Source organism: Streptomonospora halophila (assembly GCF_039542725.1).
Classification (GTDB): domain Bacteria; phylum Actinomycetota; class Actinomycetes; order Streptosporangiales; family Streptosporangiaceae; genus Streptomonospora; species Streptomonospora halophila.
In genome coordinates this window covers 1-23,155 of sequence record NZ_BAABIK010000030.1, presented here as the reverse complement: position 1 = coordinate 23,155, position 23,155 = coordinate 1, and the positions used below count along the sequence as shown (strand labels likewise).

The 23,155-nt window shown below is 72.9% G+C and carries 20 protein-coding genes; 11 read left to right on the top strand and 9 right to left on the bottom strand.

Going from position 1 to position 23,155, the window contains the following annotated elements:
• Window positions 1–109 precede the first annotated feature (109 nt).
• The 3 genes from pruA (at window position 110) to ABEA15_RS21130 (ending at window position 4,079) form a co-directional block, all read left to right on the top strand.
• Window positions 110–1,735 carry an L-glutamate gamma-semialdehyde dehydrogenase gene (gene pruA / locus ABEA15_RS21140; protein ID WP_345558508.1) on the top strand — a complete coding sequence of 542 codons (1,626 nt, stop codon included), beginning with the start codon at window positions 110–112 and terminating at the stop codon, window positions 1,733–1,735.
• Window positions 1,736–1,973: 238 nt separating this feature from the next.
• Window positions 1,974–2,900 (top strand): proline dehydrogenase family protein, encoded by a 927-nt coding sequence (locus ABEA15_RS21135; protein WP_345558506.1) that lies wholly within the window; start codon window positions 1,974–1,976, stop codon window positions 2,898–2,900.
• 285 nt (window positions 2,901–3,185) lie between these two features.
• Complete coding sequence (locus tag ABEA15_RS21130; RefSeq protein ID WP_344142344.1) at window positions 3,186–4,079, top strand: Bax inhibitor-1/YccA family protein; 894 nt, start codon at window positions 3,186–3,188, stop codon at window positions 4,077–4,079.
• A gap of 147 nt (window positions 4,080–4,226) precedes the next feature.
• On the opposite strand, the gene ABEA15_RS21125 is transcribed toward ABEA15_RS21130, so the two are convergent.
• The 3 genes from ABEA15_RS21125 to ABEA15_RS21115 all read right to left on the bottom strand — a co-directional run bounded on the left by ABEA15_RS21125 (window position 4,227) and on the right by ABEA15_RS21115 (window position 7,139).
• The gene (locus tag ABEA15_RS21125) at window positions 4,227–4,475 is read right to left on the bottom strand and encodes a DUF4287 domain-containing protein (RefSeq protein WP_344142343.1); all 249 of its coding nucleotides are present in this window, start codon (window positions 4,473–4,475) and stop codon (window positions 4,227–4,229) included.
• 269 nt (window positions 4,476–4,744) lie between these two features.
• Window positions 4,745–5,968, bottom strand: a complete 1,224-nt coding sequence (locus ABEA15_RS21120) for an acetyl-CoA C-acetyltransferase (protein ID WP_345558503.1) — start codon at window positions 5,966–5,968, stop codon at window positions 4,745–4,747.
• 64 nt (window positions 5,969–6,032) lie between these two features.
• A complete protein-coding gene (locus ABEA15_RS21115) occupies window positions 6,033–7,139 on the bottom strand; it encodes an SGNH/GDSL hydrolase family protein (RefSeq protein WP_345558501.1) in 1,107 nt (368 codons plus the stop codon).
• 377 nt (window positions 7,140–7,516) lie between these two features.
• Between ABEA15_RS21115 and ABEA15_RS21110 the strand changes: the two genes are divergently transcribed.
• The gene (locus ABEA15_RS21110; protein WP_344142339.1) at window positions 7,517–8,884 is read left to right on the top strand and encodes a cystathionine beta-synthase; all 1,368 of its coding nucleotides are present in this window, start codon (window positions 7,517–7,519) and stop codon (window positions 8,882–8,884) included.
• 1,398 nt (window positions 8,885–10,282) lie between these two features.
• Window positions 10,283–10,981 (top strand): acyltransferase, encoded by a 699-nt coding sequence (locus ABEA15_RS21105; protein WP_345558499.1) that lies wholly within the window; start codon window positions 10,283–10,285, stop codon window positions 10,979–10,981.
• 188 nt (window positions 10,982–11,169) lie between these two features.
• On the opposite strand, the gene ABEA15_RS21100 is transcribed toward ABEA15_RS21105, so the two are convergent.
• On the bottom strand, window positions 11,170–12,288 hold the full coding sequence (locus tag ABEA15_RS21100) for a lysylphosphatidylglycerol synthase domain-containing protein (RefSeq protein ID WP_345558497.1): 1,119 nt from the start codon (window positions 12,286–12,288) through the stop codon (window positions 11,170–11,172).
• A gap of 110 nt (window positions 12,289–12,398) precedes the next feature.
• Window positions 12,399–13,433 carry an alpha/beta fold hydrolase gene (locus ABEA15_RS21095; RefSeq protein ID WP_345558495.1) on the bottom strand — a complete coding sequence of 345 codons (1,035 nt, stop codon included), beginning with the start codon at window positions 13,431–13,433 and terminating at the stop codon, window positions 12,399–12,401.
• A 293-nt stretch (window positions 13,434–13,726) separates the two neighbouring features.
• On the opposite strand from ABEA15_RS21095, the gene ABEA15_RS21090 reads away from it, so the two are divergent.
• Window positions 13,727–14,440: a class I SAM-dependent methyltransferase gene (locus ABEA15_RS21090; RefSeq protein WP_344142456.1), complete on the top strand. Its 714-nt coding sequence runs from the start codon at window positions 13,727–13,729 to the stop codon at window positions 14,438–14,440.
• 48 nt (window positions 14,441–14,488) lie between these two features.
• On the opposite strand, the gene ABEA15_RS21085 is transcribed toward ABEA15_RS21090, so the two are convergent.
• Complete coding sequence (locus ABEA15_RS21085) at window positions 14,489–14,917, bottom strand: SgcJ/EcaC family oxidoreductase (protein WP_345558493.1); 429 nt, start codon at window positions 14,915–14,917, stop codon at window positions 14,489–14,491.
• Window positions 14,910–15,551 carry a PadR family transcriptional regulator gene (locus ABEA15_RS21080; RefSeq protein ID WP_345558491.1) on the bottom strand — a complete coding sequence of 214 codons (642 nt, stop codon included), beginning with the start codon at window positions 15,549–15,551 and terminating at the stop codon, window positions 14,910–14,912. The genes ABEA15_RS21085 and ABEA15_RS21080 overlap by 8 nt, the downstream gene beginning before the upstream one ends.
• A gap of 185 nt (window positions 15,552–15,736) precedes the next feature.
• Between ABEA15_RS21080 and ABEA15_RS21075 the strand changes: the two genes are divergently transcribed.
• The 3 genes from ABEA15_RS21075 (at window position 15,737) to ABEA15_RS21065 (ending at window position 19,975) form a co-directional block, all read left to right on the top strand.
• Window positions 15,737–18,364, top strand: a complete 2,628-nt coding sequence (locus ABEA15_RS21075; protein ID WP_345558489.1) for a bifunctional FO biosynthesis protein CofGH — start codon at window positions 15,737–15,739, stop codon at window positions 18,362–18,364.
• Window positions 18,365–18,635: 271 nt separating this feature from the next.
• Window positions 18,636–19,322, top strand: a complete 687-nt coding sequence (locus ABEA15_RS21070; RefSeq protein WP_345558487.1) for an RNA polymerase sigma factor — start codon at window positions 18,636–18,638, stop codon at window positions 19,320–19,322.
• The gene (locus ABEA15_RS21065) at window positions 19,319–19,975 is read left to right on the top strand and encodes a hypothetical protein (protein ID WP_345558485.1); all 657 of its coding nucleotides are present in this window, start codon (window positions 19,319–19,321) and stop codon (window positions 19,973–19,975) included. The genes ABEA15_RS21070 and ABEA15_RS21065 overlap by 4 nt, the downstream gene beginning before the upstream one ends.
• A 271-nt stretch (window positions 19,976–20,246) precedes the next feature.
• Here ABEA15_RS21065 and ABEA15_RS21060 read toward each other — a convergent pair whose 3' ends face one another.
• Window positions 20,247–21,230 (bottom strand): chitinase, encoded by a 984-nt coding sequence (locus ABEA15_RS21060; RefSeq protein ID WP_386699609.1) that lies wholly within the window; start codon window positions 21,228–21,230, stop codon window positions 20,247–20,249.
• A gap of 556 nt (window positions 21,231–21,786) precedes the next feature.
• On the opposite strand from ABEA15_RS21060, the gene ABEA15_RS21055 reads away from it, so the two are divergent.
• Entirely contained in the window at window positions 21,787–21,987 is a 201-nt protein-coding gene (locus ABEA15_RS21055) for a DUF397 domain-containing protein (protein WP_345558483.1), read from the top strand.
• A gap of 45 nt (window positions 21,988–22,032) precedes the next feature.
• Here the strand turns inward: ABEA15_RS21055 and ABEA15_RS21050 are convergent, their stop codons facing one another.
• Window positions 22,033–22,764, bottom strand: a complete 732-nt coding sequence (locus tag ABEA15_RS21050; protein ID WP_345558481.1) for a DUF1266 domain-containing protein — start codon at window positions 22,762–22,764, stop codon at window positions 22,033–22,035.
• A gap of 154 nt (window positions 22,765–22,918) precedes the next feature.
• Here ABEA15_RS21050 and ABEA15_RS21045 point away from each other — a divergent pair.
• Window positions 22,919–23,155 (top strand): hypothetical protein (locus tag ABEA15_RS21045; RefSeq protein ID WP_345558479.1); only part of this gene is annotated, 237 nt, incomplete at its 3' end.

Here is a 23,155-nt window from a genome sequence, read left to right as displayed (position 1 = left end):
TCCTATCGGCCAACCGCGCGGTGCGAATCGTGGCTTCTGCGACAAGGCCGACCTCGGTCTGCTTCTTCTACGTTTGTCCGGTTCCACCAGACGAACCGAGGGAGGGCCCATGGACGCCGTCACGAACGTCCCCACCCCGGCCAACGAGCCGGTTCTGACCTATGCGCCCGGGAGCCCGGAGCGGGACGAGCTGGCCGCCAAGCTGGCCGAACTGGCCAAGGAGCCCGTCGAGCTGACCATGACCATCGGCGGCGAGCGCCGCATGGGCGGCGGCGCGCGCGTGGACGTCGTGCAGCCGCACAAGCATGCGCACGTCCTGGGCACCCTCGGTACCGCGACGCAGGACGACGCCCGCGCGGCCGTGGCCGCGGCCAAGCAGGCGGCGCCCGCCTGGCGCGACATGCCCTTCGACGAGCGCGCCGCCATCCTGCTGCGCGCCGCCGACCTGCTGGCGGGCCCCTGGCGCCAGACCGTCAACGCCGCCACCATGCTCGGCCAGTCCAAGACGGCGATCCAGGCCGAGATCGACGCGGCCTGCGAGCTGATCGACTTCTGGCGGTTCAACGTCGCCTACGCCCGCAAGCTCATGGCCGAGCAGCCCTACAGTCCCGCCGGCCAGTGGAACCGCGTCGAGCAGCGCCCGCTGGAGGGCTTCGTCTACGCGGTGACGCCCTTCAACTTCACCGCCATCGCCGGCAACCTGCCCACCGCTCCGGCGCTGATGGGCAACGTCGTGGTGTGGAAGCCCGCCGTCACCCAGCAGTTCGCCGCGCACCTGCTGATGCGGCTGCTGGAGGAGGCCGGCATGCCCCCCGGCGTCATCAACATGGTCACGGGCGACGGCAAGGACGTCTCCGAGGTCGTCATGGCCGACCCGGACCTGGCCGGAGTGCACTTCACCGGCTCGACCCGCGTCTTCCAGCAGCTCTGGCGCACCGTCGGCGAGAACATCGAGAACTACCGCTCCTACCCCCGCGTCGTCGGCGAGACCGGCGGCAAGGACTTCATCGTCGCCCACTCCTCGGCGGACCCGGACGTGGTGCGCACCGCCATCGTGCGCGGCGCCTTCGAGTTCCAGGGCCAGAAGTGCTCGGCGGCCTCGCGGGCGTTCGTCGCCCGCTCGGTCTGGGAGCGGCTCCGCGACGACCTGGTCGCCGAAGTCGAGGCGCTGCCTATGGGCGACGTCACCGACCTGGGCAACTTCCTCGGCGCCGTCATCGACCGCCGCTCCTTCGACCGGCTGGCCGGCGTCCTGGACCGCGCGCGCACCGAGGAGACGCTGGAGATCGTCGCCGGCGGCACCGCCGACGACTCCACCGGCTTCTTCGTGCGGCCCACGGTGCTGGTGGGCACCGACCCCGACGACGACGTGTTCCGCACCGAGTACTTCGGCCCGCTCATCGCCGTGCACGTCTACGAGGACGACGACTACGAGCGCATCCTCTCGGTTGTCGACCAGGGCTCGCCTTACGCGCTGACCGGCGGTGTCATCGCGACCGACCGCCAGGCGATCACCGCCGCGCACCACCGGCTGCGCTTCGCCGCGGGCAACTTCTACGTCAACGACAAGCCGACCGGCTCGGTGGTCGGGCAGCAGCCGTTCGGCGGTGCCCGCGCGTCGGGCACCAACGACAAGGCCGGCAGCGCGCAGAACCTCGCCCGCTGGGCGAGCCCGCGCTCGATCAAGGAGACCTTCGTCCCGCCGAAGTCCTCCGCCTACCCCCACCAGGGGTAGGGCGCGTTCGAGGCACCCGTCCCGCCGCGCGGCGCCCCCGCGCCGAGGGCCGCCGCGCTTCGCGCCTCGGGCGCGCGAGTGCGCCGCGCGCGGGGGACGGAGCCATCCGGACACACCCTGTGGGCGGACACCCCGCCGGGCCCGCGCCCCGACCGGGCGCAGGACCGGCGGGGCCCTAGCTAGCCGCACCGCTGGACCGCTACCCGGATCGGCGGGCACGAGGAGAACGAGGTCGCACATGCTTCGTACGACACTGCTGGCCGCGGCGCGGTCGCGCACCTGCCGCACGCTGGTCGAGTGCGCGCCGGTCACCCGGGGCCTGGTGGCCAAGTACGTCGCCGGCTCCACGCTGGAGTCGGCGCTGCCCGCCGTCGAGCGGCTGACCGCCGACCGCCTGGTGACCCTGGACCACCTGGGCGAGGACACCCGCGACGCCGGCCAGGCGCAGGACACCGTCGACGCCTACTCGCGGCTGCTGGCCGAGCTGGACCGCGCGGGCCTGGCCGAGCGCGCCGAGGTGTCGGTGAAACTGTCGGCGGTGGGCCAGTTCCTGCCCGGCGACGGCGAGAAGATCGCGCTGGAGAACGCGCGGCGCATCTGCGAGGCGGCCGCGGCGGCGGGCACCACGGTCACCCTGGACATGGAGGACCACACGACCGTGGACTCCACGCTGGGCATCCTCACCGAGCTGCGGACCGACTTCCCGTGGGTGGGCGCGGTGCTCCAGGCCTACCTGCACCGCACCCAGGCGGACTGCCGCGACCTGTCCGGAGCCGGCTCGCGCGTGCGGCTGTGCAAGGGCGCCTACGACGAGCCCGCGTCGGTCGCCTACCGGGACAAGGCCGAGGTCGACCGCTCCTACGTCCGCTGCCTGCGCGTCCTCATGGCCGGGCAGGGCTACCCGATGGTGGCCTCGCACGACCCGCGGCTGGTGTCCATCGCCGGCGCGCTCGCCGAGTCCGGCGGCCGCGGCCCCGGCGACTACGAGCACCAGATGCTCTACGGCATCCGGGAGAACGAGCAGCGCCGCATCGCCGAGCAGGGCAGGCGCATGCGCGTCTACGTGCCCTACGGCGACGAGTGGTACGGCTACTTCATGCGGCGCCTGGCCGAGCGCCCGGCCAACGTGGCGTTCTTCGCCCGGTCGCTGCTCACGAACGGCTGACCGGGCGAGCCACCGGGGGCCGCGGCCGACCGGCGTCCGCCCGCCGCCACCGGAAGGACCCGTGCGCCTCCCGGCGCCGGCGGCGGGAGGCGGACCATGTGCGCGGTGCGCCCGCTTCGGCGGGGCGGCGACCCGCGCTCGTGCGCCGCGGCCCCGTCGCGGTCCCGCCGCGATGCCGCCGGCCGAGGGCGAGTCCGACCTGTGATATGGCTCGGGAACCCGGCGGCGACGCGGTGCGTTACGTTAGCGGCAGACACGTCACGCCCTGGAAAGGCTTGCGCAGACATGCGGATGAGGAGTTCCAACCCCGTTCTCAAGCGGGCGATGCGGTCCGGCCAGGCCGGATACGGCCAGACGCCGTACGGCCAGGGCGCCCCCTACCAGGCCGGATACGCCCAGCCCTACGGCCAGCCGTCTCCCCAGACCGGATACGGCTACCCCCAGCCCGGTTACGGTCCGCAGACGCCGTCCACGGCGGAGCGGATGACCATCGACGACGTGGTCGTCCGCAGCGCGATGACGCTCGGCCTGGTCGTGCTGACCGCGGTGCCCACCTACTTCCTGGCCGTGTCGGGCAACCCGCTCGGCTTCGGCCTCGCCCTGTTCGGTGCTCTCGGCGGTCTGGTCCTGGGCCTGGTGATCGCCTTCAAGCAGTCCACCAACCCGGCGCTGATCCTGACCTACGGCGCCCTGGAGGGCCTGCTCGTCGGCGGCCTCAGCGGCGTCTTCGAGCTGTCCCTGATGTCGCAGAACGGCATGGCGATGGGCTCGCTGGTGACCCAGGCGGTCTTCGGGACGCTGATCGCGGCGGGCGCGGTGCTGGCGGTCTACCGCCTGCGGATCATCCGGGTGACCAACACCTTCGTCAAGGTCGTCACCGCCGCCGCGGCGGGCCTGCTGGTGCTGCTCCTGGTCAACTTCGTGGCCGCGCTGTTCATCCCCGGCGGCTTCGGTCTGCGCGAGCCCTCGCTCCTGGGCCTGGGCATCTCGCTGCTGGCGGTCACCCTGGCCGCCGCGATGCTCATGATCGAGTTCCGCCAGATCGAGGACGCGCTGAACATGGGCCTGCCGCGGAAGTACTCCTGGCAGCTCGCGTTCGGCCTGACCGTCACCCTGGTCTGGCTCTACATCGAGATCCTGCGCCTGCTGTGGATCCTGAAGTCGCTCTTCAGCGAGTAGCCGCCGCGCGGCGCGGCGGCGCGGCCTGAGCCCGCCGCGGGGCCCCCGCGCAGCCGGCACCGAAACGACAGACGCCCCGCCCGGTCGGACCGGGCGGGGCGTCGCCGTGCTGCGGGGTGCCGGCGCTGCGCGGGGGTGCGGTGATCATCAGCTCGTACGCTGGTTCGGGATGGGCGTGCGGTTGCGGCGGCGCCGGTCGTGCTCCTGGACGATCGCCTGGGCGTAGCCGTGGCTGAGGTTGTACTCGTCGGCGAGCCAGTTGGCGCGTTCCAGGCAGCGGGTGAGACCGGGCCCATTCTCCAGAGTGTCGAACCACTCGCTGAGTTCGCGGCCGGTGACGGTCGGGATCCGGGCGATCAATTGCGCGTGCATCTCCGGCGAGTGGGTTACCGACATTGGCACCTCCGTAGGTGAGTGGCACTTACCTGCGACACTGCATCAGGATCACGGTTCGGACAAGACCTTCGGCGTGTCTTTTACACCTGGTTTTGTCGGTCCGCCGTCCCGGTTCGGCCATCCGCTGTTCGCCCCCGCGACATGCGTACGCGCGCGAGCCCGGGGACGAAGGGGTTTCGCGGGATCGGGGGCCGGGAGCGCCCCGCGCCCCGGCCCCTGGGTCCGGCCGGCGGTCCGGCCGGCGAACCGGTCGCCGTCGAAGGGTCCGGTCAGCTCAGCCGCTCGAAGACGGCCGCCATGCCCTGGCCGCCGCCCACGCACATCGCCTCCAGGCCGTAGGTCTTGTCGTGGAAGTCCAGGCCGTTGAGCAGCGTCGTGGTGATGCGGGCGCCGGTCATGCCGAAGGGGTGGCCCACGGCGATCGCGCCGCCGTTGACGTTGAGCTGGGAGTCGATGTCGATGCCCAGGTCGTCGGCGGAGGGCAGCACCTGCGCGGAGAAGGCCTCGTTGATCTCGACGAGGTCGATGTCGCCGATGCTCATGTTGGCCCGGGCCAGCGCCTGGCGCGACGCCTCGACCGGGCCCAGGCCCATGATCTCCGGCGACAGCGCGGTGACGCCGGTCGAGACGATGCGCGCGATCGGTGTCAGGCCGAGCTGGGCGGCCTTGGTGTCGCTCATGATGACCAGCGCGGCGGCGCCGTCGTTGAGCGGGCAGCAGTTGCCCGCGGTCACCGTGCCGTCGGGGCGGAAGACGGGCTGGAGCTGGGAGACCTTCTCGTAGGTGGTCCCCCTGCGCGGGCCGTCGTCGGTGTCGGCGACGCCGCCGTCGGGCAGGGTGACGGGGGTGATCTCCCGGTTCCAGAACCCGTTGTCGATGGAGCGCTCGGCGAGGTTCTGCGAGCGCACGCCGAACTCGTCCTGGCGCTCGCGCGAGACGCCGCGGATCTGGGCGACGTTCTCGGCGGTCTGGCCCATGGCGATGTAGACGTCGGGCAGCCGGTCGTCCTCGCGCGGGTCGCGCCACGTCTCGGCCCCGCCCTCGGCGCGCTTGGCGGTGCGCTCCTCGGCCTCGGCGAACAGCGGGTTCTTGGTGTCGGGCAGCGAGTCGCTGTTGCCCTTGGTGAACCGGCTGACCATCTCGACGCCGGCCGAGACGAACACGTCGCCCTCGCCCGCCTTGATGGCGTGGTAGGCCATGCGGGTGGTCTGCAGAGAGGACGAGCAGTAGCGGGTGAGCGTGGTGCCGGGGACGCCGTCCAGGCCGAGTTGGACGGCGACGATCCGGGCGAGGTTGTTGCCCTGCTCGCCGCCGGGCAGCCCGCAGCCCAGCATGAGGTCGTCGATGCTGGACGGGTCGAGCTGGGGGACCTTGGCCAGCGCTGCGGAGACGATCTGTGCGGTGATGTCGTCGGGGCGGATGTCCTTGAGCGAGCCTTTGAACGCGCGCCCGATGGGGGAACGCGCGGTTGCGACGATGACGGCTTCGGGCATGTCCGCGGCCTTTCTGGTACGAGGCGGTTACCGACCAGTAGGTCGGTCGCTGTGATACCCGACGTTAACCTGTCGCGGAGCCTTCGCTCACCTCCGGGGCCGTATTGCCGGGCGCTCCCCGGCCGCTACCCGCCGCGGCAGCGGCGCTACCGTCGCCGACCTGCTCCGCGACCGCCTGGTCGTCCTCGGCGCCCTCGCCCGAGCGCAGGTTCCACGGCCGCCGCAGGAGCGCGGCCCAGCGGCCCCGCTGCCCCCGCGCGCGCTGGCCCTCGCCGGCGCGGCTGACCTCGCTGCCGGCCTCCTCAGCCGCTTCGGCCGCGGCCCGGTGCACCGGGAGCACGTCCTCGTCGGGCGCCGCGTCGGGCTCCAGCGCCGGCTCCGGAAGCAGGCCCAGCGCCGCGCACGCCGACGGCAGCACCGCGGCGGCGGAGTACGCGTACCCCTCGGCGGAGGGGTGGAACCGGTCCGGTCCGAAAAGCTCGTGCGGCCGGGCCAGAAAGTCGGAGGCGAGCAGGTCGCTCAACGCGACCGTCCGGCCGCCCTCCTCGACCACGCCGATCGTCTGAGCCGCGGCGAGCTGGCGCGACGCGCGGCGCGCGATGGAGCGCAGCGGCTGCCCGATCGGCTGGACGGTGCCCAGGTCCGGGCAGGTCCCCACCACCACGGCGGTGCCCGCCCCGACGAGTTCGCGCACCACGTCGCGCAGGTGGCGCACGGAGTCCGCGGGCCGCAGGCGGTGGATGACGTCGTTGGCGCCGATGAAGATCACCGCGAGGTCGGGCGGCCGGTTGCGCAGCTTCTCCATCTGCGTCGGCAGGTCGGCGGAGGTGGCGCCGACCCGCGCCACCCTGCGCAGCCGCACCGGGCGGTCGGCCACCGCCGCGATGCCCGAGGCGAGCATGCTGCCCGGCGTCTCAGAGGCGTCGGCGACGGCGAAGCCCACCGCCGTGGAGTCGCCCATCATCGCGAAGGCGATCGGCTCGCCCTCGCCGTGGCCGTAGACGCCGTTGACCCGGGGCGCCTTCCACTCGGTGAAGCCCACCGCCTTCACCGCGAGGCGCGCCTGCAGGTAGAGCAGGCCGACGGTCGAGGCCCCCAGCAGCGTCAGCCCGCCCCCTCCGAACGCGGTGGCCGTGGCGATACGCCTGGCACGAGCGGCGCGCAGAACCATATCCGCCTCCCTGCAACGCACTGTCAGTTGTCGGGCCCGTCGGAAGGCGGGCCCCCGGGCGGTGCGAGCGGCGGGCACCGCGCGGCGGGCGCCTCCTCGGCGGGCGTCCGTACCCGAGGAAACGGCCTACTGTCTGCCGGTGTTCCCACTCGCGGAGGGGTTCACATCCCGTGCGCCGCGGGGCCTTCGGGGTGTCACCGCTCCTTCAGCGGGGTAGTCGGCCGCTCCGCCGCCGCGGAAGCGCAGAACGGCATCGATGTCCCTGGTGGGCGGGGCGCGCGGAGGTGGCGCCGGTTACAGTCGGGGCAGCGGCCGTCCGGCCCCGACCGGGCCCGGCGGCCCTCAGCGACGGTGCTGAACGTGAGAGGGGCTCAGCAATGCGGGTGCACAACACCCTGATCGACCTCGTAGGGGACACCCCCCTGCTGCGGTTGCACAAGGTCGTCGGCGGAGCCGCGCCGGCGGTTCTGGCCAAGGTCGAGTACTTCAACCCGGGCGGCTCGGTCAAGGACCGGATCGCGCTGCGCATGGTCGAGGAGGCCGAGAAGAGCGGGGCGCTGCGCCCCGGAGGCACCATCGTCGAGCCCACCTCCGGCAACACCGGCGTGGGATTGGCGATCGTGGCCGCCGAGAAGGGCTACCGCTGCGTCTTCATCTGCCCCGACAAGGTGGGCAACGACAAGCTGGCGGTGCTGCGGGCCTACGGCGCCGAGGTGGTGGTCTGCCCGACCACCGTCGCGCCGGACCACCCGGACTCCTACTACTCCGTCTCGGACCGCATGGCCCAGACCATCCCGGGGGCGTGGAAGCCCAACCAGTACGCCAACCAGGCCAACCCCGAGTCGCACTACCGCTCCACCGGCCCGGAGATCTGGGAGCAGACCGAAGGCCGCGTCACCCACTTCGTGGCCGGAATCGGCACCGGCGGCACCATCACCGGCGCGGGGCGCTACCTCAAGGAGGTCTCCGGCGGCCGCGTCAAGGTGATCGGCGCCGACCCGGAGGGCTCCGTGTACTCCGGCGGCAGCGGGCGGCCCTACCTCGTGGAGGGCGTGGGCGAGGACATCTGGCCCGAGACCTACGACCCCTCGATCTGCGACGAGGTCATCGCGGTCAGCGACAAGGAGTCGTTCCTGATGACCCGCCGCCTGGCCCGCGACGAGACGCTGCTGGTGGGCGGCTCCTGCGGAACCGCGGTGGTCGCCGCACTGCGCGTGGCCGAGCGCGCCGGCCCCGACGACGTCATCGTGGTCCTGCTGCCGGACGGCGGCCGCGGCTACCTCGGCAAGATCTTCAACGACGAGTGGATGGCCGACTTCGGCTTCCTCACCGAGGAGACCGGCGAGCCCACCGCCGGCGACGTACTGTCCGCCAAGGGCAGTGAGCTCCCGGAGTTCGTGCACATCCACCCGCACGAGACGGTGGGCACGGCCGTGTCGATCATGCGCGAGTACGGCGTCTCCCAGCTTCCCGTGATGAAGGAGGAGCCGCCGGTCATGGCCGCCGAGGTCGTGGGCGCCATCGCCGAGCGCGACGTGCTCGACGCGCTGTTCCACGAGCGGGCGCGGCTGGAGGAGCCGGTCGAGCAGCACATGGGCGCGGCGCTGCCGGTCGTCGGCTCCGGAGAGCCGGTCAGCCGGTGCGTTGAGCTGCTACAGCAGGCAGGTGCGGTTGTCGTGCTGATGGAAGGCAAGCCGTCGGGCGTGCTGACCCGCCAGGACATCCTGACCCATTTGTCGGGGTGAGCCGGATGGGGTGCAGGGCAGCGAGGGCGAGGCTGAGGTGCAGGGCAACGAGGCCAGGGTCCAGAGCGAGGCTGAGGCTGGGGCCTTGTGGCGTGAGGAAGAGGATGCGGTAGAGGATTCGCGGTAGGGGAGGCCGGCGGGTGGCCGAGGCCGGCAGTTACCGGTTCGGGTGCCCGCCGGTGGCCCGTGTGACGAGGCGGCGGGGGCGGCGGATGGCTGGGCGCCGGCTCATCGGTTCGGGTGCCCGCCGGTGGCCCGTGTGACGGGGCGGCGGGGGCCGCGGAGGGCCGGGCCCGGCTCATCGGTTCGGGTGCTCGCCGGTGATCCACGCGACGAGAGCAGCGGATTGGCGGCGGCTATTGTCGCTGGATGGGTCATTTCGGGCATTTCGGTGGCCCGATAGGCCGCGCAGGATTCGCGAGTCGAAACGAACCAGCACGGCAACGTCTCCCCTTCTCCTGGTTTTCGAAATGTGGAATATTCAAGGGTAATTTGCCCGATTTGCCTTTCTCTGTGGTCGCCGCGAACTGCCATTCGGGCACGAGAGTGCCCAAATTCGCTCTTCGAGACCTCAGGGGCATGTATTTGGTGGGTTTCGTGGACATCGCTGCCGGTGAAGGGTGTTCGGGTGGGGGTGTATTTCGGGCATTCGGTTATGAATTTCCTTTCGTGGAGGGGTGCGGAGAAGTGTCAGGGTGTCGCCGCGTGCATTTGAGTGGTCTCGTTGTATGGCGCGGACGCTTGCCCGTCCCGAATGCCCGATTCGTCCTCGTCGCGTGCCATCCGGTGCGACGGATGGCGACTGGGCGAGGCTGAGCTGCGTCAGCTCTCGGTCGACTACTGTCTCGCCGCCTCGTCGCCTGGGCCACTGGCGGGCGTCCGAACCGGTAGCCGCCGGACCTGGCCGTCCGCGGCCGTTGCTGCCTCGTCGCGTGGGTCACCGGCGAGCACCGATACCGGTGGGCAGGGTCAGCCATCCACTGTCTTCGCTGCCCCGTCGCGTGGGTCGCCGGCGGGCACCCGAACCGACAAGCTGAGGCGCCACCATCCGCCGTCCTCGCCGCCCCGTCGCGTGGGCCACCGGCGGGCACCCGAAGCGATGGGCTGGGGCTCGACCATCCGCCGCCGTTGCTGCCTTGTCGCGTGGGCCACCGGTAAGCACGCGTTCCGGTGGGCGCGGGATCAGCTATCCGCCGAAGCTGCCACCCCCACCTCCACGATCCCTCCACCCGCGCCCGTCCGGCGAGCCCCTCGCTGCAACAGCACAGCTGCAGCACCCTCGCTGCAGCCCCGCTGCAGCACCACGGGAGTAGCGCCAGGGGTGCGGTTTCTCCTCCGGCACGGTCGTGCATAATCTGGACACCTCCTCATTACCGACCAGTAGATTTGGGGATACGGGTGTCACGACTGGTGTCCTGGTTGCTGCGCGGGCTGTGGTCGTGGGCGCGGCGCCATGCCGACATCCGTTTCGGTTCGCGCGCCGCGCGCAGGTTCGCCGGATACGGGGCCGGTACCTCCATCGCCTTCCCTCCCGCGACGGTCTTCGGTGAGCCGTGGATCGCGATCGGCGCGCACACGCTGGTGGGCGCCGACATCACGCTCACCGCCGGCATGGTGCCCGGCCAGCGGCTGGACTCGGCGGGTCCGCTCATCCGCATCGGCGACGGGTGCACGATCGGGCGCGGGTCGCACGTGGTCGCCCACCGCTCGATCGAGCTGGGCGACGACGTGTTCACCGGTCCCTACGTCTACATAACGGACCAGAACCACGTCTACGCCGATGTGGACGTCCCGGTGGGCCGCCAGTGGCCGGCCGACGACCCCGTGCGTATCGGCGACGGCACCTGGATAGGCGCCAACGCGGTCGTGCTGCCCGGTGTGCGGCTGGGGCGCAACTGCGTGGTGGCGGCCAGTTCGGTGGTGCGGCCCGGCGACTATCCGGACCACAGCGTCGTCGCGGGGATCCCCGGCAAGGTGGTGCGCCGCTACGACCCCGAGGCGGGCTGGGTGCCGCCGCTGCGCAGCGGAGAAACCGCGGGCGGCGACGACTCGTCGGCGCGCGTGGACGGCGGCAGCATGGCGCCGCCGGAGGTGTAGCCGCACAGCGCCCGACGATGCGCGGCGCGCCTTGGCCGAAGCGGGGGTTCTAGAGCCGGGCCGCCGGTGCAGACGGGGATTGCGGGCGGTGCGCATCGAGCGGCGTGTAGGCGGCGCGGCATGCGGGCGGCGCGGCGGCGGTCCGACATCACCGCTCTCGTCGGCGAGGGCGGCCGCGCGGGGTTCCGTCAGCCGGCGACCTGGTCGCCGCCTCCGTCGCCGATCCCGCCGCCGGTGCTGCTCCGCCCGCCCGCTGCCGGAGGGTCCGGGCGCGCCGTCGCGGCCGACCGCGTGGCGAGGAGCGCGCCGCCGGCCCACAGCAGGTCCGCGGCGGTCATGATCAACCGGGAGAGGGCGGCGACGACCAGCGCGGAGCCGGTGTCGAGTACCGGTGCCAGGCCCACCACCAGCACCAACTCGCGCACGCCCAGCCCTGCGGGGGCGAAGACCACCAGCACGCCGAGCGTCCAGGCCAGTGCGTAGGCCCCGGCGGCGGCCGGCAGCGCGCGGGCGTCCTGCCCGCCTCCCGCCGCCGCGACCAGCGCCCACACGTGCAGCGACAACGGCACCCATGCGGCCAGCGACCAGGCCAGCGCACCGGCCATCCCGCGCCCGGAGACGCGCTCCAGCTGAGTGTTCGCCGGAAGCGGCGTCGCGTTCGCTTCGCCGTCCGAAGCCCGCGTCCCGCCGCGGGAGCCGCCGGCCTCCGCCTCGCCCGCTCGGCGCCTTGCTGTCCTGGGGCCGAGGACGTGCCGGAAGCGGTGTGTCACCCGCGTGGCCGTGTGGATCAGCGCCGTGACGGCCCGCGGATACAGCAGCGCCAGCAGCACCGGCGCCAGCACCAGCACCCACCACCACCGGCGCGCGGCCTCGGCGCTGACGAACGGCAGCGTGGCGGCGGCGACCGCCAGGTTGACGGTGAGCGTCACCGCGACCGCCAGCACGGTCGCCGCGATCCCGCGCTGCCTCGCCACCTCGTGGTCGCGGGCCAGCTCGACCTGGGCGACGAACGCCCACACCGAACCGGGCAGGTACTTACCGAGCTGTCCCAGGAACATCACACGCGCGGCGGTGCCCACCGGCAGGCGGGAGCCGAGGTCGGCCAGTACCGCGCGCCAGGCCATCATCTGCGCCCCGAGCCCCGCCAGCGCAGCCGCCAGCGATCCGCCCACCGCCCACGGCGACAGCGCCGCCAACGCGTCGCGCGCCTCGCCCCACCGGCTGTACAGCGCGACCCCGGCGCACGCCAGCACGACCAGGACGACGGCCAGGCGCATCCACCGGTTGGAGCGAAGGCGGTTCAGCACCCCGCCAGCCTAGTCCCGGAGCGCCCACCCGCCGCTCCGCCGACCGCGGGCGTCGACGGAACGCCTTGCGGGACCGGCCCTCCGCCGCCCTGCGCGCCTGTTGCCCCTGTTCACAGTGGGGGAAGAGCTGAGCCTCCGCGGGCGGTGCGCTGCCGGGGCGGGGCCGCCGACGGGGCGGCGCCCGGGGGGTTCCGCGGGGGACCGGCCGCGGCTCGGCTTTCGAGCCCGTCGAGGAACTCCTCGATCTCCCGGGCCACCGCCGCCGGGGCGCTGACGTGGGCCGGGAACGGGGCGTCCAGGCGCCGGGGAGTGCGGCAGGGGAACCGGGAGGCGAGCTCGTGGGCGGTGTGGGCGGCGACGATCTCGCCGAAGCGGACCGGTGCGCCGGGGATCGGCGGGAGGGGGCGGTCGGCGACCAGGGCCAAGGCAGGAACGCGCAGGCGGGCGGCCAGGGCGTCGGTGTCGTAGGAGGCGAGGTCGGCCCACAGCGCGCGCGTGGCGCGCGGGCCCGGGCGCAGGAACACCAGGCGGTCGTCGTGCACCGCCGCGCGCCTGGTCGTGGCCTGCAGCACCGCGCCGGGCAGGCCGAAGGCGCCGGCGCGGTAGCTCGTCAGCAACCGGTCGAAGACCTCGGCGGGCATCGGCGAGCAGGCCGCGGACATCTGGTCCACGGCGAAAGCGTCGGCGGCCGCCGCGTTGGCCTCGGCCTCCTCCGCGCCGAGCCCCAGGTGCTCGGCGACCAGGCCCGCGCCGGGCAGGCAGAACCCGTCGACGGTCACCGCCGCGGAGAGGTCGCCGCGACGCGTGGCGAGCAGGGTGGCCGCGACGCCGCCGAGGCCGTGGCCGGCGACGACCGGGGTGCGCAGCGCGAACCGGTCGATCACCCGCGCCAGGTCGGCGACGTGGCCCTCGACGGTCCAGTCGCCGTCGGCGGAGTGCCCGTGTCCGCGCAGGTCGTAGGTGACGACCGCGTGCCGCGGCGCGAGCAGCTCGGCCACCGGCTCCCATTCCTCCAGCGTGCTCCCGAGACCGTGCAGGAGCACCAGCGGAGTCCCGGCGCCGTCGCGCCCCCGCGCGGCGAGTTCCGGTGCGTCGTCGCCCCCTGCGACGACGGCCTCCCAGGGCGGCGCTGTCGCCGTCGGCATTCGGGCCCCCTTCCACCTCGACTCGCGCCGCGCCGAGCGCCGCGCCTGCCGCCGACCGGCGGCCGATGGACGGAACGCTAACCGCCGCCGCTGCCGCACCCCTGACAGATCGCTGATGCGGGCGGGACCGTGCGCCGAGCCCGCGCTGGGCGCGCCGACCGCCGCAGCTCGGCAGCGCGGGGGCGCCGCGTCTTCTTGGGCGGTGCTCGGAACGCTCCCGCCCGGGGCCGCTCCTCCCGCGCAGCGGGCGCGCGGGCGTCGTGCGGCGTTCCCGTAGGCTGTGGCGCGTGGGAATGCCAGACGTCGTCGCCTTCGCCGGTCACCAGGTCCATGTCTGCCGCTACCGCGAGGCCAACGCGCTGCTTCGCTGGCTGGGCTCGGACCTGCGCGGCCAGACCGTGCTGGACGTCGCCGGGGGCGACGGCTACTGGGCCGGCCGGGCCCGGCGGCGCGGCGCCAACGCGCTCTCCGTCGACCTCGCGCGCACCAAGATGCTGCGCGGCGCCAAGCTGAGCCACGCGCCCGCGCTCGTGGAGGGCGACGCGCTGCGGCTGCCGCTGCGCGCGGCCTCGGTGGACAAGGTGCTCTCGATCTGCGCCATCGAGCACTTCGACGACGGACCCGCCGCCCTCGGCGAGATGGCGCGGGTGCTCAAGCCGGGCGGCGAGCTGGTGATGTCCGCCGACTGCCTGTCCCGGCGCGAGCGCTGGCCGCACCTGTTCGCCGCGCACAGCCGCCGCTACCACGTCAAGCGGACCTACACCCACGAGTCGCTCACCGCGCTGCTCGACTCGCTGGGGCTGGAGGTGCTCGGCCACAGCTACCAGTTCCGCGGTCCGCTGGCCGAACGCACCTACCTGTCGGTATCCGCCCGCGGTGGCCGGGTCGGCTTCAACGCCGCCGCCCCGCTGGTTCCCCTGATCGCCCTGGGCGACGCCCGCAGTCCCAACACGCGCGGCAGCATCGTGCTCGTCCGCGCGCGCAAGAAGGGCGAGGACGCCGCCTGAACCGCACAGGCGGGCCGGCCCGCCGGCCCCGGCCGGGCCCGCCGGGCGTCACGCCGCGCCGCGGCCCGCCCCCGCCCCCTCCGCTGTGCGGCGGGTGTTCTGGAACGCGGCGAAGCGCCACGCCTGACCGCGGCGCACCGCGAGATAGGTGATGCGGGAGTCGCGTGCGGGATCGGGGGCCTCCTGGCCGGCCAGCCGCACTCCTCCCGTCACCATCACGTGGGCGACGCCGGGAGCCACGAGTCTGATGGCGGGCGCCGCGGCCTCGACCCCGCCCAGGCTCGATCCCTTCAGCAGCCCGGCGAACAGATGGCGGTGGGCCTCGGCGATCTCGCGGGGCCCGCTCAGCAGCATCCCGTTGTAGACGATGTAGGTCGCGTCCTCGGTGAAGCAGTCGCCGTAGGCGTCGGCGTCGCCCGCGTTCCATGCGGCGGCCAGTCCGTCGAGCAGTGCGGCTACGGACTCGGTGTCATCCATCGTGTGCCCCTTTCGCTTCGGTGTCGTGCGCGGCGCCTCCCGGCAGCCGCCTCGCCAGTTCGGCGATGTCGTCGGGCCAGGTCAGGGTGCCGGAGTCGATGTCGGCGACGACCGCGCGCACCCAGGCGAGCTCCGCCCGCCTCAGCGCTCCGACGTACTCGTTCTCCAGGAGCAGCAGCCTCGGCAGCTCCCGGCCCAGGGAGGCGGCGTGCGCGTCGCCTCCGGCGATCTCCGCCTCCAGGGCGGCCGCGCGGGCCTGGAGGCAGTAGCGCGCCTCCTGCACCGGTAGGCACCCCATGAAGGACACCGCCGCGACGAAAACGGAGGTGTCCGGGTCGGGGCGCTCCAGCAGGTAGCGCAGCCGCGCCGCCAGCTCCCGGCGCCCCTCGCCGGTGAGCTCGTAGACGGTCCGCTCAGGACGGCGCCCTTCGCGCTCGGTGTCGACCGGGGCGATGAACTCGGCCTTCTCCAGCCGGTCCACCGCGTGGTACAGGCTCCGCGGCAGGCCGGTGACGAAGTCTCTGTGCGTCTGCGTGATCATCCGGTGCAGTTCGTAGGGGTGGCTGGGCCCGGTGCGCAGCAGCGCGAGCACGGTGAGCGCCGTCAGGTCACGGGCCCCGCGGCGACTCGGCATGGCAGTCTCCTTTAGAGCGTTCTTCCTTAGTGCACTTTGCACTATAGCCAGTAGCCATTGATCGCGCCAGTCGTGCGGTCCGGGAACGGGTTCGGCAGTGGGCCCGGGAGTGGACTCGGGCACACCGCGCCGCATCCGGCGGGGCGGCCTGAGCGCCGGAAAGGCGCCGCCGTATCGTGCCGACCATGACTCGTGCCGGACATCGGAACAGCGAAACCGCCGAATCCGCCCCCGCACCCTCGGCCATGCGCCGAGCGCTGGCCCGGGCCCGCGACGGAAAGACCCTCGACCCCGCCGAAGCCGAGGTGCTGCTGCACGCCCGCGGCGACGACCTGGAGGCCCTGCTCGGCCACGCCGCCCGCGTCCGCGACGCCGGCCTGGAGGCCGCCGGGCGCCCCGGCGTCGTCACCTACAGCCGCAAGGTGTTCGTCCCGCTGACCCGGCTGTGCCGCGACCGCTGCCACTACTGCACCTTCGCCACCGCGCCCGGCCACCTGGAGTCCCCCTACCTCTCGCCGGACGAGGTGCTGGAGATCGCCCGCCAAGGCGCCGCCATGGGATGCAAGGAGGCGCTGTTCACCCTCGGCGACCGCCCCGAGGACCGCTGGCACCAGGCCGCGCGGTGGCTGGACGAGCGCGGCTACGAGGACACGCTCTCCTACGTCCGCGCCATGGCGATCATGGTCCTGGAGGAGACCGGTCTGCTGCCCCACCTCAACCCCGGCGTGCTGAGCTGGTCGGACTTCCAGCGGCTCAAGCCCGTGGCGCCGTCCATGGGCATGATGCTGGAAACCACCTCCGAGCGGCTGTTCACCGAGCGCGGCCGGCCGCACTACGGCAGCCCCGACAAGGATCCCGCGGTGCGCCAGCGGGTGCTGGAGGACGCCGGCCGCTGCACCGTCCCCTTCACCACCGGCATCCTCATCGGGATCGGCGAGACCAAGGCCGAGCGCGCCGACTCGATCTTCGCCATGCGCCGGGCCGCCCGGGAGTACGGCGCGATCCAGGAGATCATCGTGCAGAACTTCCGGGCCAAACCCGATACCGCGATGATGCACCGCCCCGACGCGGAGCTGGCCGAGCTGGCCGCCACCGTCGCCGTCACCCGCCTGGTGATGGGCGCCAAGGCGCGCGTGCAGGCCCCGCCCAACCTCATCGGCGACGAGTACGGCCTCATGCTGCGTGCCGGCATCGACGACTGGGGCGGCGTCTCCCCGCTGACTCCCGACCACGTGAACCCCGAGCGCCCCTGGCCGCAGATCGACGCGCTCGCCGACCGGACCGCCGAGGCCGGATTCCGGCTGCGCGAGCGGCTGACCGTCTACCCGGAGTACGTCCGCCAGGGCGAGCCGTGGCTGGACCCGCGCGTCGCCGGCCACGTCGCCGCGCTCGCCGATCCCGAAACCGGCCTGGCCCGCGAGGACGCCGAGGTCGTCGGCCGCCCCTGGCAGGAGCCCGAGCCCCAGCAGGTTTCCAGCGGCCGCACCGACCTGCACACCGCCGTCGACACCGAGGGCCGCACCACCGACCGCCGCGGCGACTTCGACGCGGTCTACGGCGACTGGGAGCGCCTGCGCGAGCGTCTGCCCCGCCCCGAGCTGGGCGTCGGCGCCCCGCGCCGGTTCGACCCCGAGATCCGCGACGCCCTCAGGCACGCCGAACGCGACCCGGCCGGCTTGGACGACGAGGAGTCGCTGGCGCTGCTGCACGCCCACGGCCCCGAGCTGGAGGAACTGGCGGGCCTCGCCGACGCGCTGCGCCGCGACACGGTCGGCGACGACGTGACCTTCGTCGTCACCCGCAACATCAACTTCACCAACGTCTGCTACACCGGCTGCCGGTTCTGCGCCTTCGCCCAGCGCCGCACCGACGCCGACGCCTACACCCTCTCCCTGGACCAGGTCGCCGACCGCGCCGCCGAGGCCTGGGAGGCAGGGGCGAGCGAGGTGTGCATGCAGGGCGGCATCCACCCCGACCTGCCGGGCACCGCCTACTTCGACCTCGCCCGCGCGGTCAAAGAGCGCGTGCCGGGTATCCACGTGCACGCCTTCAGCCCGATGGAGGTGGTCAACGGCGCCGCGCGCACCGACTCGCCGGTCCGAGGATGGCTGGAGCGGGCGCGGGACGCCGGAGTGGACTCGCTGCCCGGAACCGCCGCCGAGATCCTCGACGACGACGTCCGCTGGGTACTCACCAAGGGCAAGCTGCCCGCCTCTGCGTGGATCGACGTCGTCACGACCGCGCACGACCTGGGCATCCCCACCACGTCCACGATGATGTACGGCCACGTGGACACGCCCGAGCACTGGGTGGCCCACATCAAGCTGCTGCGCTCGCTGCAGCGGCGCTCACTGGAGCGCAACGGCCGCCCGGGCTTCACCGAGTTCGTGCCGCTGCCGTTCGTGCACACCAGCGCGCCCATCTACCTGGCCGGACTGGCGCGGACCGGCCCCACCGTCCGCGAGAACCGGGCCGTGCACGCGCTGGCGCGACTGCTGCTGCACGGCTCGATCGACAACATCCAGTGCTCCTGGGTGAAGCTGGCCGAGGACACCTGCCGGCAGCTGCTCGCCGGCGGAGTCAACGACGTCGGCGGCACGTTGATGGAGGAGACCATCAGCCGCATGGCCGGCTCCGACAACGGCTCCTTCAAGACGATCGGCGACATCCGCGCCCTGGTCGAGCCCACTGGCCGCCCGCTGCGCCAGCGCACCACCCTGTACGGGCCGGTTCCGCCCGAGCGCCGCGAGATCGCCGAGGCCAACGACGGTGTGGCCGCGAGCATCCGCGGGACGCGGCTGCCGGTGGTCTGACCCCGCGCCCCTCACCTCCCGCCCGGCCGCCTCGTCCGGCCCCGCCCGGCGCCGTCCGGCCGGGGCCGGTTCGGGTGTGCGGGGTGCGCCGTACCGCGCCGCCGCCCGCCCGCCGCGCCCCCGCCGCTCCCCGTCCGCTCTCCGCCGGCCCCACTGGCTACCCTCGGCCTCCGCAGCCGGTCCTGACCTGGGCCGGTAACGCCTCGTCCCCGGTCCGCCAAGTACTCGTGAAGGCAGGCGGAACGCGATACAGGATGCTGAGAGGCGCCACGTGGCAGGTGAGAGAAGCAGACGCGCGGGACCCCGGGAAGCCGCGCGCGACCCGGACAGGTTCGAGGAGTTCTACCGGCGCCACGTCGAGAGGATCACCAGGTTCGTGGCGCGGCGGGTCGACGACCCGCACACCGCCGCCGACCTGACGGCCGACGTGTTCCTGGCGGCGATCCGCTCGGCGGACTCCTACCGTCCCGACAGGGGCGAGGAGGAGGCCTGGCTGTTCGGGATCGCGCGCAACGTGGTGGCGGCCGAGCGCAGGCGGGCGGCCCGCGAGGCCGACAGCGGCAACCGCCTGGCCGGCCGCAGGCTGCTGGACTCCGACGACATCACCCGTATGGAGGAGCGGATCCACGCCGAGGACCGGGCGCGCGAACTGCTGGGCTCGATGGCCGAGCTGCCCGAGGGCGAGCGCCAGGTGCTCGAACTCGTCGCGGTCGACCAGCTCAGCGTCACCGAGGCCGCGGCGGCGCTCGGCATCCGCAAGGTCACCGCGCGGGTGCGGCTGCACCGGGCGCGCAAGGCGCTGGCGGCCGCCGCGCGGCGGGGTCCGGCCGCGGAGGAGCCGCCGACCGGGACCTCTCCCGCTGACACCGCTCCCGGCGCTGACACCGCGCGCGCCGCCGAAAGCACGCGGACCGGGGACGCCCCGGTCGGGATTTCATACGCGAGGGGACAGGCATGACCGCAGACAAGACCGAACGCTTCGAGGACCGGCTGCTCGCCGAGCTGAAGAAGGAGGTCGCGCTCAACGCGGCCGAGCGCGCCGCGGAGCGGCGGCCCGCCGCACGGCGCCTGGTGACGCTCCCGCGGGTCGGTATGGCCCTGGCCGGGGGAGCCGCGGTGGCGGCCGGGTTCGTGGTGGTGCCGGGAATGACGGCGACGCCCGCCTACGCCATCGAGGAGAAGTCCAACGGCGGCGTGCGGCTGACGCTCGCCGACATGTCGTTCGACAAGGGGCAGCAGCGGGAGCTGGCGGCCGACCTGGAGGAGCACGGAGTGAACGTCGAGGTCAGAAACCCCGAGGTCGGCATGGCCTGCTCGGTCAGCAGCAAGTACGACGGCATGGTGGGCATGCTGCGCACGATGACCGCCGACGACTCGTCGGAAACGGAGGAGCCGCTCGCCGGCGTGGCGCGCCGCGAGGCGTCGCCCGGGTCGCCGGAGCTGAAGGACCTGCAGGTCGACATGGACCTGACCGACGATCACACGCTCGTCATCGAGAACGTCGTGCCGCGGGAAGGCGCGGCGCACATGTCGACCTTCAGCTCCATCAAGGGCGACCCGCCCCCGTGCGACCCGGTCCCTTACCCCCAGCCCCCGCCCGACGACGACTAGCGGTGCCGCTCGGCAGAGGGAGCCGCGGGTGCGGCGGCAGGGGATTCGGGGACTCCGCCGCACCCTGGCACAGAGGACGGTCCGGGCGGCGGGCGCCGCCCGGACCGGTTCGCCGGTGACGGGAGACCGCCCTTAACGCGCGGGTGGCCGGTCCCGGCGAGGGGAGTTGCCGGGACCGGCCACCTTCTCCGGCGGGGTCAGGGCCGGACGGTGCGCCTGCGCTTCACACGCCGGCGCGGGCGCGGCCGAACGGCGGCCGCCGCCCTGCGGATCAGCCGGTACCCAGCCGCGCGCCGAGGGCGTCGGCGAAGGCGTAGCCGTTCGTGGCGTCCCAGTTGATCGACCACGTCATCGCGCCGCCGATCGGCCCGTAGGGCTGGCTCGGGGTGAAGGACCCGCAGTTGCGCCCCTGTTCGAGGCAGTCCAGGGCCCGGATGACGTTGTGGGTCGACTGGTAGCCGCCGCCCGCCGCGGAGGGGGTGGCGGGCAGCCCCAGTCCCACCTGGTCGGGGCGCAGGCCCAGCTCCAGCTGAATGCACGCCTGGGCCGTCAGGAAGTCCACGCTGCCCTGCGAGTAGACCTGGTCATCGCAGCCCAGCATGGAGCCGGAGTTGTAGTACTGCATGTTGATGATGGTCAGGATGTCGCCGATGTTCTGGGCGAGCTTGTAGTAGGCGTAGCTGGGCGCCTGGAAGTCGATGGTCTGGGGCGCCATCGTGATCATCAGGTCCGAGCCGGCCTTGTTCCGCAGCGAGCGGAGCGCCTCCTCCATGTACCGGGCGTTCATGCCGTGTTCGAGGTCGATGTCGATCCCGTCGAACCCGTACTCCTGCATCAGGGCGTAGGCGGAGTCGGCGAAGTTGGCGGCCTCGGTGGAGTTGGTGACGTCCACGTGGCCGTTCTGGCCGCCGATGGACAGCACCACCTTGCGGCCCTCGGCCTGGACGCCGGCCACGTCCTGCTTGAACTGCTGGTCGGTGTAGCCGCCCAGTTCGGAGTCGGCGACGTCGAAGGTGATGCCGCCGGGGCTGCCGGCCTGGTTGCCGGCGAAGGCCACCGCGATGAGGTTGTAGGCGGAGGGCACCTCGCTGATCGGCATCGTTGTCGAGCCGTTGGAGAAGTTGTGCCAGTACCCGGTGAGCCACTGGCCGTCCGCCGCGGCAGGGGTGGCGGAGGTGGGCTCGGAACCGTCCAGCACAGTCGGTGCGGCGACCGCGCCCAGGCCGAGGGTGGACAACGCGGCTGCGCCGGCCAGGGCCGCGGAGAGCCGCGGGAAGCGGCGGAAGACACCGCTGAAGCGGTGTCCGCCGGGGGCGTGTCGGGGATGTCGGGGAGCGTTCACGAAAGAGGGCTCCTTCCAGGCGTCTCGCGTCCGTGAGCGGGGAATGGACGCGAATCCGGGTTGCATGCCGACCGGATTCGCTCTCAGTGTTCGGATCCGCACCTGAAGTGTTAAGAAACCTAGGAGTTGGCGTCCGAGACGTCAACCTATCTGGAAGCATTATTTCCAAAAACACTCGGTCGTGTATCGGATACACAGCGCGCCCAGGTCGGCTCCGCGCAGGTCGCGGGCGGGTCGGAGGAAGGGTGCGGGCCGCGGATCCGCGGGCGGATCGGCGGCGCCGGGCACCGGGCGGGCCTGACGCCCCGTGGTCGCGCGATCCCCGGGAAGCTGTTACGGTCCCTGCGGCGGCGGCGACGGGCCGCTGCCGCGCGGATGAAGGAATGCTTCGCAGGCGGGCGCGCGATGGAAGCTTTCTTCGTCGGTCCGCGCAGGGTTCCCGGCTCCGAGTCGGGGGAATCCTGCCGCCATGGACCTCCCTGCAGAAGCCGCGCGGCTCCACTTCCGCAAGTCGAGCTACTCGTTCAAGGAGAACTGCGTGGAGGTCGCGGACCGGCCGGATGCCGGCATCGCCGTCCGCGACTCGAAGGACGCCGCTGCGGGGCACCTGGACTTCCCCGGCGCCGCCTGGGCGGAGCTCCTCGGGCTCGTGAAGGCGGACAGCGCCTGAAGTCCCGTGGATCCGCGCCCGCGCGCCGACCGCGCCCTCGCGTGCTCAGCCGCGGAACGGCAGGTTCAGCCAGGGGCTATGCGGGTGCGTCATCATGAGGTGGTGCACCTCCAGGGGCGTGGTGTACCAGTGGCTGAAGGCGCCCTGGTCGAAATGCAGGCAGCGCCCCAGGATGTAGCCCGCTGAGAAGTCCCACCACGTGGTGTAGTAGCGGAGCGCCTGCTCGCTCGCGCGCATCGCGAACCACTGCGACGTCTGCATGTCGGTGTAGCCGCACTGCACGCCCCAGCGCGCCATGTTCGCGCCGCGGCCGAGGTCCCACGCCTTGGTCGCGGTGACGATCCCGCCCGGCGGCAGCAGGCCGTCGGCCGTGAACCGCTTCTCGTAGTCCAGGATGGTCCCGGCCAGGTCGATCAGCCGCTGGTAGACGGCGTCGTCCATCCCTCCCTTCTCGCACACCCGCGCGATGGCGTCGCGCCACAGCCCGGCGTCGATGGGGCGGCCGATGGACTGCGAAGCCACCATCCGCAGCTCAAGCAGGGTGGCAGCGGGCGCGTTGCTGTCGCCGCCGATCAGCGCCTCGGCCTGCTGCATCCAGTCGTCCGGGGACTCGATCCCCCAGTCCTCCCGCAGTCCCTCCCGCTTCTGCTCGGGCGTGCAGCAGGAGCAGCCGCCGGGGCTGTTCCACGCCGCCTCGTTGGCGACCTGGATGTGGACGGCGCAGGCGTAGGCGTGCGCGAGCGGGCCGTGGAACGGGCCGTTGGGATCCGCGTTCAAAGCGAGTCTGCTGCCCTGCACCGTGCCCCCTGCCAGACCGCCGCCGCGAGGCGGCACTCGTATTCGTCGCGGGCCCCGGTATACCACGCCGCGAACACCGGTGCAGACGGGGGTTTCGGGCACCCGGCCTCGCAGGCGGCCGGTCGGCGCGCCCTTGGCGTTCAAGATGCAGGTCTGCGTCGCCGATGCCGGTGTCGAAGATCAGCTCCGGGGTGACGCGGGAGTCGATGCACACGACCACGACGGCGAACGGGTGCTGGCCCCGCGCCACCTCCTCCCGGCGCTCGACGGACTGGTGGGGGTGTCTCAGCCGCCCCGCCGCCCAGCGCGCGTCCCCCATTACCTTCTAGAGCAGTTCCGCAAGGGAACACCCGGCCTTCGGCCCCGGCAT